This window comes from Petrotoga sp. DB-2, assembly GCF_054051725.1.
This window is the reverse complement of the sequence record NZ_JBSVZD010000001.1, coordinates 188,524-200,738: the sequence shown is the minus strand read 5'-3', so window position 1 is coordinate 200,738 and position 12,215 is coordinate 188,524. Positions and strand designations below refer to the sequence as shown.

General features: G+C 34.3%; 13 protein-coding genes. All 13 read right to left on the bottom strand.

Features of this window, described 5'->3' with window-relative positions:
- Positions 1 to 177: 177 nt before the first annotated feature.
- A complete protein-coding gene (locus ACW9JY_RS00965) occupies positions 178 to 705 on the bottom strand; it encodes a flagellar basal body-associated FliL family protein (protein ID WP_457283029.1) in 528 nt (175 codons plus the stop codon).
- A gap of 26 nt (positions 706 to 731) precedes the next feature.
- Positions 732 to 1,604 (bottom strand): OmpA/MotB family protein, encoded by an 873-nt coding sequence (locus ACW9JY_RS00960; RefSeq protein ID WP_103079227.1) that lies wholly within the window; start codon positions 1,602 to 1,604, stop codon positions 732 to 734.
- A 17-nt stretch (positions 1,605 to 1,621) separates the two neighbouring features.
- A complete protein-coding gene (locus ACW9JY_RS00955; RefSeq protein WP_103079226.1) occupies positions 1,622 to 2,401 on the bottom strand; it encodes a motility protein A in 780 nt (259 codons plus the stop codon).
- 66 nt (positions 2,402 to 2,467) lie between these two features.
- Positions 2,468 to 2,653, bottom strand: coding sequence for a flagellar FlbD family protein (locus tag ACW9JY_RS00950; protein WP_103079225.1), 186 nt, complete (start codon positions 2,651 to 2,653; stop codon positions 2,468 to 2,470).
- An 89-nt stretch (positions 2,654 to 2,742) separates the two neighbouring features.
- Positions 2,743 to 4,842, bottom strand: a complete 2,100-nt coding sequence (locus tag ACW9JY_RS00945) for a flagellar hook-basal body complex protein (protein ID WP_103897894.1) — start codon at positions 4,840 to 4,842, stop codon at positions 2,743 to 2,745.
- A 39-nt stretch (positions 4,843 to 4,881) separates the two neighbouring features.
- Positions 4,882 to 5,544 (bottom strand): flagellar hook assembly protein FlgD, encoded by a 663-nt coding sequence (locus tag ACW9JY_RS00940; protein ID WP_457283028.1) that lies wholly within the window; start codon positions 5,542 to 5,544, stop codon positions 4,882 to 4,884.
- The gene (fliK, locus tag ACW9JY_RS00935) at positions 5,537 to 7,456 is read right to left on the bottom strand and encodes a flagellar hook-length control protein FliK (protein ID WP_103897892.1); all 1,920 of its coding nucleotides are present in this window, start codon (positions 7,454 to 7,456) and stop codon (positions 5,537 to 5,539) included. Before fliK ends, ACW9JY_RS00940 begins: the two co-directional genes overlap by 8 nt.
- Positions 7,457 to 7,458: 2 nt before the next feature.
- Positions 7,459 to 8,130 carry a hypothetical protein gene (locus tag ACW9JY_RS00930; protein ID WP_457283027.1) on the bottom strand — a complete coding sequence of 224 codons (672 nt, stop codon included), beginning with the start codon at positions 8,128 to 8,130 and terminating at the stop codon, positions 7,459 to 7,461.
- Positions 8,131 to 8,364: 234 nt separating this feature from the next.
- Positions 8,365 to 9,201 carry a mechanosensitive ion channel family protein gene (locus tag ACW9JY_RS00925; RefSeq protein ID WP_103078955.1) on the bottom strand — a complete coding sequence of 279 codons (837 nt, stop codon included), beginning with the start codon at positions 9,199 to 9,201 and terminating at the stop codon, positions 8,365 to 8,367.
- A gap of 14 nt (positions 9,202 to 9,215) precedes the next feature.
- Entirely contained in the window at positions 9,216 to 9,914 is a 699-nt protein-coding gene (locus tag ACW9JY_RS00920) for a 16S rRNA (uracil(1498)-N(3))-methyltransferase (RefSeq protein ID WP_103078954.1), read from the bottom strand.
- 6 nt (positions 9,915 to 9,920) lie between these two features.
- Entirely contained in the window at positions 9,921 to 11,195 is a 1,275-nt protein-coding gene (serS, locus tag ACW9JY_RS00915) for a serine--tRNA ligase (RefSeq protein WP_457283026.1), read from the bottom strand.
- 166 nt (positions 11,196 to 11,361) lie between these two features.
- A complete protein-coding gene (locus ACW9JY_RS00910; protein ID WP_457283025.1) occupies positions 11,362 to 11,580 on the bottom strand; it encodes a DNA-directed RNA polymerase subunit omega in 219 nt (72 codons plus the stop codon).
- A gap of 25 nt (positions 11,581 to 11,605) precedes the next feature.
- Positions 11,606 to 12,214 carry a guanylate kinase gene (gene gmk, locus ACW9JY_RS00905; RefSeq protein WP_457283024.1) on the bottom strand — a complete coding sequence of 203 codons (609 nt, stop codon included), beginning with the start codon at positions 12,212 to 12,214 and terminating at the stop codon, positions 11,606 to 11,608.
- Between the last annotated feature and the right edge of the window lies 1 nt (position 12,215).

Here is a 12,215-nt window from a genome sequence, read left to right as displayed (position 1 = left end):
TTTGCTGTAGTATGCAAACCATGTTTTTAAGTTGATTTTCGACTTTGAACTTGGGGATCTTAAGGGGCTTGCCCCTTGTTTGCTGTAGTATGCAAACCATGTTTTTAAGTTGATTTTCGACTTTGAACTTGGGGATCTTAAGGGGCTTGCCCCTTAATGTTTTCACTTAGCGAACCATTATTGACTAGTTGTTATGGTCATTATAATCATTGTCACCTTTATAACTCCCAAACTTTCCCTTTCACCTGTAAATCCTAGCATTTCATTTATCGTGTCTTTTATTTGTTTCTTAGTTAACTCTATGCCTTGTGGTGTTGAAAGCTCACCTCTTGTTTTGTTCATAAATATCATTCGTATAGCCTCTAACACCTCTAAGCGGTTGGAAGTTATTAAATCTCTCGCCTGATTACTTCCAACATCTAACTGTAAAGAATCTACAACAGCAATGTCGTATCCTCCTTTTAACATCATAGTATATCTAGAACCTTCCATAATTAATATCACTCTAGCAGGAGTTGTGGCGGACACTTGTGAAGATTGATCAGAACTTGAAGCAACATTTGACGTCAGGATCCTCACTATAAAAAAAGACGTGATTCCTGATATTATTAAAGCGACAACTATGACTATTATTAAAGTCATTAAAAAAGATGGCTTTGATTTTTTAGTTTTTCCCTCTTCTGAAGTTATATTTTCATTCTCCAAAATCTTTCGCCTCCACTCTCTTGCATTTATCTTACTCTTTGTCTTAGTATAAGAATATCTATTCTTCTATATTTTTGCCTTAATTCATTCAATCTTGTATTATATTCGTTTTCTAATTCTTTTTCAATTTGCTGTAACTGTGCAGAATTTATTTCTCCTTTTGTGAATTGATCTAAAGCAAAGGATTTTCGTGAATCAATTTCCGACCTTAATAGGTTAATTTCTTTCGTTATTTCACTATCTCCCAAACCAATTGGGAAGAATCTATCTGAATTGTAAAAATAATCTATATCAAATTGTCCAGAATTAATCTCAGCCATCTTTTCTACTAGCCTTCTATTTTTCAATTCTGTGGTAAAAAAACTAACTACACTTGCCGCTCTAGCTGCACTCAAATGCCAATTAGAAGGATATAAACTCGAAGGTAAAATTGGCCTGTCATCCGTAAAACCATAAACTTCAATCGCATTAGATGTGTGTTCTAATATTATCGTACCTATCCTATACAACAGCTCTTTCGCTTCGGCGGTTAATTCAGCGCTCCCTGTTCTAAAAAAGGCAATATCTTTCATAGATATTATCGTCCCTTTATCCGTTTCCTCAATAGTAATTTTCCCTTTATACCTTTCATCTTCTATAATTTTTAATAATTCTTGCCTAATTCCAGGATTAGAAGTAATCAAAGGTTCTTCGGAAATACTTCTGCCTCCAACTAGTACCCCAACAGGTTGACCTTCGAATACACTTTGTAAACTAACAACCGCCTGTTGAAATTTTCCAGGTGATATAGTTGCCATAGAAAACAATGCGATAAACATTGTTAACAACAGTGTAGTCATATCGCTGAAAGTTTGCATCCATGGGGCTTCACCTTTTTTCTCTCTTTTCTTTCTAGGCATAAAATATCACCTCTAAATTACAAAACAGCTTCACCTTTTTCTGCCTCATAGGCACGTCTTTCTTCTTCACTGAGAAATGCCTTTAGTTTTTCTTCCATCAAATGTGGATTTTCACCTTGTACTATCGACAATATACCTTCTAACATCATTCGCATTTGGTTGATATTTTTATCCACCCTTTTTTTTAATTTTTCAGCAGGTGGGAGAGCGATGGTGTTTGCAATAAGAGCACCGTATAACGTTGTAATAAGGGCGAGAGACATTCTCGGTCCAATAGTTGTTGGATCACTAAGAGTATCTAACAACAAAACCAATCCTATCAAAGTTCCTATCATACCAAAGGCTGGAGCCATAGCTCCCCAAGTGTCCAAAACTGAGATCTTATCTTCTTCAGTTTCTTGGTACATGTCCATTTTCACTTCTAATATCTTTTTTATCTCTTCTGGATCCGTACCATCAACGGCGGCTCTCAAACCATCTCTTAAAAATTCACTTTGAACACTGGGTAAATCTTCTTCTAAAGATATCATACCATCCCGTCTTGCTTTTTCAGAAAACGAGTATAAGGTCCTCAATGTTTCAAGGTTGTCTATCTTAGGATTTTTGAGGGCTTCAATGATAATGTTAAACATTTTAAAAGACCTTGAACTTGGATGGGCGATGAATGTTGCACCAATAGATCCCAAAACGGTTATAAAAAAAGAAGGTATATCTAGTAAAGTTGTAAATTCACTCCCTGCACCTACTACTAGTGCAACTATCGCTAAAGATAAACCGATTATTGTCGATATATCCACAACTATCCCACCTCTTGTTTTGCACTATTCCAATTATAAAAAGTTTGCTCAAAAATAATACATACTTTATTTGCCAAAAATTTCCTTATTTAATTCTACCACTTTTTTCTTAACTTCTTCAATACTTTCTTTAACGACGTAAACATGACCGTTCATCATCGTTATGGTCGTATCAGGATGACACTCTATCTTTTCAATTTGATAAGGGTTTATATAAAATTCTTCATCGTTCAATTTTGTGAGTTTAATCATCTTAACCTCCAAAGATTGTTCACTTTAGAAACTCTAAAACCCGTTTTAGCGCCCCTTTACCCCGCAGCCCACCCCCATAAAGAGCATAATTATCTCTTGATGTTTACAAGTTCGTTAAGGATCGCATCTGCGGTAGTTATACTTCTTGAATTTGCTTGGAATCCTCTTTGAGCTATGATCATGTTGGTGAATTCTTCCGCTAAATCCACATTCGACATTTCTAAAGCCCCTGGATTAATACTTCCCCTTCCTCCAACACCAGAGACACCTATTTGTGGAAGTCCACTGTTTGAGCTCAAAGCGTACATAGAGTTACCCGTAGCTGATAAACCTTCAGGATTGTTAAAAGTGGCTAAAGCTACTTGCCCCAAGGGGGCGGTTAAACCGTTTGTGAAAGATCCTATAATCTGTCCATTGGTGTTTATAGCAAAAGATTTTAAGGTTCCTTGAGCGTTTCCATCTTGTTCGGTAACCGCTATGGAATTTTCTGCAAAAAATTGAGAAAGTTCTTGAAAATTAATCGAAACGTTAACAGGGCCTGCACCAGCTGCTGATTGAGGGTCCACGCTTGGATCTAAAGCAGCTCCCAGCTCAGCTGGGTCGAACCAGAAACCCGTTGCTCCATCGTCACCATCTCCGATAGTTTGATCTATGGTACCGTCATCGTTGATTTTCCATTGAGTTGCGGCTATGTTGCCGTTTGCGTCGAAGGCTATTACTCCTTCGGCGGAATCATCGAGTAATTGACCATCAGCGGTACTTTTATACAAAGGGGTGCCATCTTCTAACTCTGCCTTCCAATACCAAGTGTTAGCATCTATTTTTGTAAATTTTAAATAGACATTGTAAGGGTTACCTAGAGAATCGAATACTACTGTCGATGTGGTTACAGATGGACTGATATAGTTGGCTTCTGAAAAGTTGGTGGGGTTGTTGAGATCGGTGAATCTAATCTTTCCTCCTGAAGGTGGTTGAATCATCTCTCTAACGGATTTTAAGTCAGCAAGAGTCTGATTATTGATAGTATATGCATCAGAATCTCCAACTAAACGCAAACCCGTGAGTGTATAATCTCCAGAAGTAATTCCAGCTGATAGTAATTTGTTGAATTCACCAACTGTATCCGCAGTTCCAGAAAAATCCACTGGTGAGCCATTAATAGTTAAATTTATTGTTAGACCTCCGGAACCATCAAAATCAATTGTAATATCTTTCGGATCATAATAAACCACTTTTCCCGTTTTGATATCTGTAACTCTAATGCTTCCTGTGAGAGTAGCATCGGGTCCTGATGTAGCTACAGTAAGAGAATCACCATATTGATCCACTATTTCACCGTTTATGTCGTATATAGAAATCTTATTTTCTGCTAAAGGATCTCCGTTGATATCGTAATTAACCCAACTAATTACATTTCCTGTGCCGTCAAGCTCTACTTTTCCGTTAAGTTGGTTAATAGGGTCGCTAGAACTATCATAAAGTGCAAAATTATAATCCGAACCAACTACACTTGCAGTCCAATTGTAAACATTTTTATCCTTGTTTTCTTCGCTCATATCCCTTTTGAAAGAAAATTTTACAGGTATATTTTCACCTGTTGTACTCTTGACCACAATTGTTGTGTCCTGAATACCTGCACCGGCGTTTAAGTTATGTGCAAGTCTTACAAAGGAGGTTTGCTTTGCCGCCATTACTTGTCCACTAGATACTTGAATATCTCCTATAGGATCGTTGGTGTCAATGACTCTATTTCCTTCTTGATTGATTTTTGCTGTCCAACCTTGTAATTTCATTCCAGATGCAGGATCTACAAAGAATCCGTTGTAATCTCTAGTGAAATTACCAGCTCGTGTGTAGTATTGACCTATTCCATCTGAAAGTATAAAAAAACCTTCTCCTTGGATCATAAGATCTGTAGCTTTACCTGTAGACATAGGAGAACCTTGTGTCATTAATTTGTCTATAGAAGCTAATTGAGAACCTAACCCAATTTGCATAGGGTTTGTGCCACCTAGTTGGTTTTGAGGTGCGTTTCCTGCACTTAATGTTTGAAAAAGAGTCGTTTGAAATGTTGCTCTAGAGCCTTTGTAACCTACGGTGTTAACGTTGGCGATATTGTTTGCAACTATGTCGAGTTGATCCTGAAAATTCCTTAAACCTGTGATTCCAGAGTACATTGATCTGAGCATGTTATACTCCTCCTATCTAGTCTTATTGCTTATCAAAATTTAGGCACTTATCTCGTTTACTACCGAATAAGGATACATTTCACCGTTGATAAGTAGGTACAGTTCGTTGCCTAAGAACTTCACCGCTTCAACAACCCCACTTTTCACACCAGTATTTGCTACAATTTGACCATTTTCTACTGTGTAAATTCCATAGAGATATTCTCCATCAGGCATCATAATTCCATCGCTGTTTCTTCCGCTCCAAACATATGAGTGTAACCCTGCTTCCTGCACACCCAAATCTTCTGTGTAAACTACTTGTCCCTTTGAATCATAAATCTCTAAATATACTTGGGAGCTGTTGTCTAATCCATAGTTTAATCCTTCTGCTACCCCACTTTGCAAGACAATCGTGTTGTCATTCACCACAACGGTTTTTCCTATCAAGCTTGCAGCTTGCAATTTATTGAGCGACATTTGGGAGTTAACCATTTCTTGAATTGCCTGGCTCATATTGGTTATTTGTTCAGTGGAAGATAGTTGAGAAAGCTGAGCTACAAGATCTTTGTTCTCCATCGGTTGAGTCGGATCCTGGTTTTGTAATTCTGTAACCAGCAGTTCTAAAAAAGCTTCTTTGTCTAATTCTTTTTTGATTTCTCTGTCCTTTTTTGCATCATATGTACTTTGATATATAGAATCCATCGATACTGAGTTAAGCATTCAAATCACTCCTTAAATAATCATCAAAGGTGTAGTAGGTGCCTTCTTCTGGCTGATCGTCATTCTGGTTATCTTCATTGTATTTTTTCTGCTCTTGCTCTTGTTGCTGTTGTTGATTTTGATCGGCTAAATAATGTTCTTCTTGTGTGACATTCACTTTTATATTGATGGGTTGGTATCCTTCATCCCTTAAATTTCCAACTAAAGACTGTAATGTTTTTGATATAATATTTTTTGCATTTTCTGTTTCCGTTGATATATTAACAGTTACAGCTTGCCCGTTTTTTAAGATTTGAATATCAACTTTTCCTAAGTCTGGAGGAGATATTTTGACTGAGAAACTTTCGTTTAGAAAAGTTTGAGTGTTTTTAGAAATAATTACTTCCTTTATTTGAGCGTTTAAATCTTTTAGATTAGTTGTAGGGATACCGTCTCGTATATTATTTTTGTTGATTTGTAGGGATTTTAAATCTATTTCATTAGTGCTTGGATTGGTTTTTAATTGTTCGATATCTAAATTCTTGCTGACGTCTCCTAAATTACTGGATGGTGTAAGTTTTACTGTATTATCTTTTTGTAATTCTGATTTTTTATCTTTATTTGTATTGCTTTCTCTGGTTTCATAAGGGTCTAAATATACATTCTTACCGAAGTTGTTTTTTGTATTTAAAAGATCCACTTTTGAATCAAATTGTTTTGATTTTATAGAATCATTATTCTCATTTTTATTATTCTTTATTTCATTGGTGTTTCCCTTAATCAAGGAATTGTTTATGAGATTTGTTTCTTCAATTATGCTTGATAAAGAGTTTCCCGTCTTTGAATTATTGGTGTTAATTATATCCATAGCAGTTTTAATTATATTTAATTCGTCAGGTGTAAATTCTGTTTTAAAAGATGAGAGTATTTTTTGAGCTTGCTCTAATGTATTGGTTTCATTTTTGTTTTCTACGTTTTTTGAGCTTTCTTCCATTGTAGATAATAATTTTTGAATATCAGGATCAACAATCTGATTGGTTTCTTTTGAACCTTTTGAATGGAGGTTGTTTTGTGACATAGTGGAGGGACTTTCCTCAGTTATTTCACTATTACTAGCCTTATTTTCTTTCATGATAATGTTAAATGCTTTTTGTAGTACCTCTTTGTCTTCTTCTGTAAGTTGTGTTTTAGAGGAGGATAATATTTTTTGAGCTTGCTCTAGTGTATTAATTTCATTTTTGTTTTTTGTTCTTTTTAAGCTTTCTTCTATTCTAGATAATAATTTTTGGATATCAGAGTTGACAATCTGATTGGCTTCTTGTGAACCTTTTGAATGGAGGCTGTTTTGTAACATAATATTGGGACTTTCTTCTATGGAATTAGAATACTTGATTAAACCTTCTAGAGGTATTTCACTATTACTACCCTTTCTTTCTTTTATAATAATGCTAAAAGCTTTTTGTAATACCTCTATGTCATCATCTGTAAACTCCGTTTTAGAGGAGGATAATATTTTTTGAGCTTGAATTAATAATTCCTTTTCATTGATGTCTTTAGTGTTTTTAGTAAAAGTTTCTATGAGTAAGAGTAATTGATCGACGTTCAATTGAATCTTTTTGTTTTTTTTAGTGTTTGAAATTATTAAATCTTTCGAATCAATCGTATTCAGTGTGATCGATGACTTATTATTTGTTTTTTCGTCGGTTTTAATTAAAAGTTTGATAGAATCGTTGTTTTTATCATTATTTATCACTTCTTTTTCAGGCATAGGAGAGTTTTTAAAACCAAGACTTTCTTCTTCTATGTTGCTAAAAATATCTTGAAGTTTTTGATCGAAGGATTCTATTTTAGCATTAGAGGCATTCGCAGTAAAATGATTAATGTTTTTTGATTTAGGTAAATTTGTTATAAGATCAGTTAAGGCAATATTCAAAATTATTCGCTCCTTTTTTCTCCCGTTTTGGCAATTACTTCAGCAGCTTTTTGTGGGTTAACAAGCGCAAGGGCTTGCAGTATTTCAGCGGCTGATTTTGATTCAAGGGTTGCAAGTGCATCAACTAGTAATTCCACACTTACTTCTTCTCTACTTAAAGCATTGGCAATTTGTTGAGGGGTTGATCTAGCGAGCCAATTGGCTAAGGTATTTATTCTTGTGTTGTAATCGTTGTATTGATCAATTTTTTGTTGATATTCTTGATTTAACTTTTCTAATTCTTCTCTTTGAGCCATTAACTTTGTACTTTCTTGTGAAATTTGGTCTAAAAGTTTTTGTAATTCATTTTGTTCGGCAATTAATTTTTCTCTTTCGTCTAGTATAGCTTTGAGTTTGGTATCTAGCAATTCCTTTTGCAAATAGAAAGGATCAGAAATTTCTAAATATTCATACTTGGATAAATTTCTTAATCCCGGTATAAAATCGATTAAATATGCCATATAACTTCTCCAACTATTTTGAAGATTCAAATTGAGGTACGAAAGCCTATTATATTCAAAGTAGATGTAGCCAACTCCAAGCAGGAAAATAGCCACAATCAAGGAAATTAGTATAATCCTTAAGAATCTTTTTCCCGATCTTTTTTTTGGTTTTTCCTTTTGTTTATTTTGCATGGAAAATTTCCTCCTTTACACTAATATTTTTCTTTATAATGATGAGATGTTCCTAAACGCTTCGGGGTGAAACCCCTAAGAACCTAAAAAACAGTGAAATATAACCATTAAGCTCATCTTTTGCACAGATCAGCAAAAAGTATTTTAGCGCCCCTTCGCCCCGCTCCCCACCCCACACAAGGCTGCAAAATTAAGAAAGGCGGTTTTCACCGCCTCTTTAAAAATTTGTATAATTTAAATTTTTTCTTTGTTTTGGGTTATTTCAGTGGGAACTTCTTTTATGTGAAGGTCTAATTGGTTGAAAGGTATCTCGACTTTATTTTCTTCGAATTTTTGTTTAATCGACTTTGCTACATCCATCGACGAAGCAAGGAAATTTTCTTGTTTTGCCCAAAACCGTACAATAAAGTTTATAGAAGAATCGGCGTATCCATCGAAAAGAATCATTGGTTGATGGTCATCATCTATATGCACTAATTCAGCTGATCGTACTGCTTCATCTATTATGTTTATTACCTTGTTCAGATCGGATGAATAAGATACTCCAACTTTTACCTCGTTTCTTCTTATGGTGGTAGGCCAATAATGAATGATCTTGCTTGACCATACTTCTCTACTAGGAAGATGAACTCTTCTCCCATCCCATGTTCTTATGACCACGTGGTTAACGTTTATCTCTTCTACTGATCCAGATATTCCATTTATTTCCACAGCTTCACCATCTACTACTAAATGGTTCAACATTATTAAAAATCCACAGATTAAGTTACCAAGAGGTTCTTGTACAGCAAAGGCGACTATTATACCACTTATACCTAACCCAGCCAAAAAAGCGCTAAGGTTGGTAAAAATAACAGAAATAATGATAAAACCACCTAAGGTATACATAGCTATGTTCAATATTGTCATTAAAGATTTCCTGTATTGAAGCGTTACTCTACCGCTTTTTTCTGCTGTGGTTATTATGATTTTATACATAAGTTTAGCCAAATACCTAGCGATAAAGAGGATTGCGAGACTAATTCCAATTCTTATTAAATAATTGATCGTTGTTTGAAGCCATTCTGGCATTTTAACTACCCCCCTTAAATAAATAATCTGTTGTATTCATAGTTAATGATACTCATTGCATATATAACAGAAGTTTCAAAACGAAAGATACTTTTACCCAAATTAACAGTTTTGAATTCGTTTGTAGCAAAAAATTCTTTTTCTCTTTTTGAAAATCCATACTCTGGACCAACAACTAAGTTTATTTTTTGGCTACCTTTTAATTCTTTTAAGACTTTTCTTAAATTATCATTTTTTCCATCTAAGTCCAGTACTAGAGTGTCTTTCTTAGGAATTTCCTTGAATTTTACAAAATTAATTTGGGGAATATGGGCAAAAACAGTTTGTTTAGAAGTTCCTATTATGGACCTTTGAAACTTGTTCAAATTTTTATAATTTATATCTGATTTTTCCCCTCGGTAAAGATAAAAAGTATTCGCCCTTAATTCAACCATTTTTTCTAATAGCAAATGCATTCTATCCCATTTACTCATACCCAAATATACTGATACATATGGTTTGTAATTTTCTTGTGGTTTTTCTTTGTCTATAATTTCAAGGATCGTTTCTTTTTTACCTATTTTTACTATTGTTGCAGTATATATAAAGCCATCTCCCGTTATTACTTTTATTATTTCCCCTTCGACTTTTTTTGTTATTTTTATGTGTGCGGTTTCTTCTTTGTTTAAAATAATTTCTTCATTTATTTTTTTGCCGTAAAACGTATTTGGCATTTATAATCAACCTATGAACTCTTTCCCCATGTAAGGTATGAGTTTTTCAGGAATTTTTATCTTCCCATTAGCTGTTTGATAATTTTCCATTATAGCTACTAAAGTTCTTCCCACTGCTAATCCTGAACCATTTAGTGTGTGAACAAAATTTAACTTGTTTTCTTTGTCTCTGTACCTTATGTTGCCTCTTCTTCCTTGAAAATCTTTTGTATTTGAACATGATGATATTTCTTTATAATCATTGTAACTAGGCAACCACACCTCCAAGTCATACGTTTTGGAAGCTGCAAAACCTAAATCTCCGGTACATAGAGCAACCACTCTATATGGTAAATTCAATTGTTGTAGCACCTTTTCTGCATGACTTGTTAATTCTTCTAATGCTTGGGAGGATTCTTCGGGAGTAGTATACCAAAATAATTCTACTTTATTGAATTGGTGTTGTCTGATCATTCCTCTTACGTCTTTTCCATAACTACCGGCTTCTCTTCTGTAACAGGGTGTATAAGCAACATATTTTAAAGGGAGTGAATTTAATTCTAAGGTTTCGTTTCTGTGTAAAGCTGCCAGAGAAACTTCCGCTGTAGAAATAAGGTACATTTGATCCAAAGAAGTTTTATATAGGTCATCTTCGAATTTCGGTAGTTGTCCTGATGAAGTTATACTTTCTTTTGTAACTAGATGAGGAGGTAGTATAAAGGTGTAACCGTGTTCTTTTGTATGTAAGTCGATCATGAAGTTGATTAAGGCTAACTCTAAACGCGCTATGTCTCCTTTTAAAATGGTGAATCGAGATCCGCTTAGTTTAGCTGCCCTATCAAAATCTAAGAGGTCTAATTCAGTGCCTAAATCCCAATGAGCTTTTGGTTCAAAGTCAAATTCTCGTGGTTTTCCCCATTTTCTTAATTCAAGATTTTCGTTTTCATCCTTTCCAATGGGTACAGTGCTGTCAGGGATATTAGGCACACATAATAATTTGTAATTTAAATTGTCTTCAATGTTTTTCAAGTCTGATTCTAGATTTTTTATTTGATCTGATATTTCCTTTCCTTTTCTAATTATTTCATCGACTTCATCATTTTTCTTTTGGGCTTTCAATTTAGCAACTAATTTTGAATTTTGATTTCTTTGGGCTCTAAGAGTTTCGGTTTGTTTCAACAATTTCCTTCTCTCTTCATCGAGAGAGATGATTTCATCAATGATAGAAGTTTCGTTGTTTCTTTTTGTTAAAGTTTCTTTTATTTCTTGTGGATTCTCTCTGATATATTTTAAGTCTAACATTTTACCCTCCCGAAATGAATGTTTTAAAAAGTTCTAAAAATTGATTTAGCGCCCCTTCGCCCTGCTCCCCACCCGTCTAAGGAAGAGGAGATAATAGTTTTACCCCGTTCACGACTATCTTTTTATTCGTAGTTTCCTACAAGCTATCACCCTTGAGGGTAGTCGACTATTTACTTAAACTATCTAATAAAGCTGAATTTTTAACTTGTATCTTACCTTCTTCTAATTCTTTTAAGGCAATACTTACGTAGTCTTTTTTTTCAGTAATCCCTTTCAGTTCATCTAAGTTTTTTAGAGTTTCAGCCCTTTTAGCTGCAATAATAGGAATTACATATTTATACTTCGCTCTATTTAATAATCTATCGTAATTTATTCCTAAATTCATTTGATTTCACCTCTTAATTTAAAATTCATAGTTGTTTTTTAAAAAAAAACGGAGCACGTTCATCAAACCTTTCTCTTTTAAGTTGTTCTGCAACAAGGACAGATATCAGTTGATTTGTTGATTCTTTTATTTCCTGGTTTACGATTATGTAATCGAAATCTTTCATATGAGAAATCTCCCATTCTGCATCTTTCAGCCTTATTTCCAAAGAATCTTGTGATTCGGTACCTCTTTTTCTTAGTCTTTTTTCCAGATCCTCATTTGAAGGGGGTAAAATGAAAATGTATATGGCGTTCTTATAAATTTTTTTAATGTTTAGAGCTCCTTGAACATCGACATCTAAAACAAGGCCTCGACTTTCTTTTAACTTTTCCTCAATGAATTTTTTGGATGTGGCATAATAATTTCCATGAACCTCAGCCCACTCGAGAAATTCTCCATCTTCTTTCATTTTAAAAAAGGTACTTTTATCGATAAAAAAATAATCTCTTCCGTCAATTTCTCCAGGTCTTTTTTCTCTTGTGGTATAGGAAACAGAAAAAGAAAAACCAATAATTTTGTCTAAAGCACTTTTTATCAATGTAGATTTTCCTGCACCTGATGGTCCACTAACGATGTAAAACAATCCCTGCATG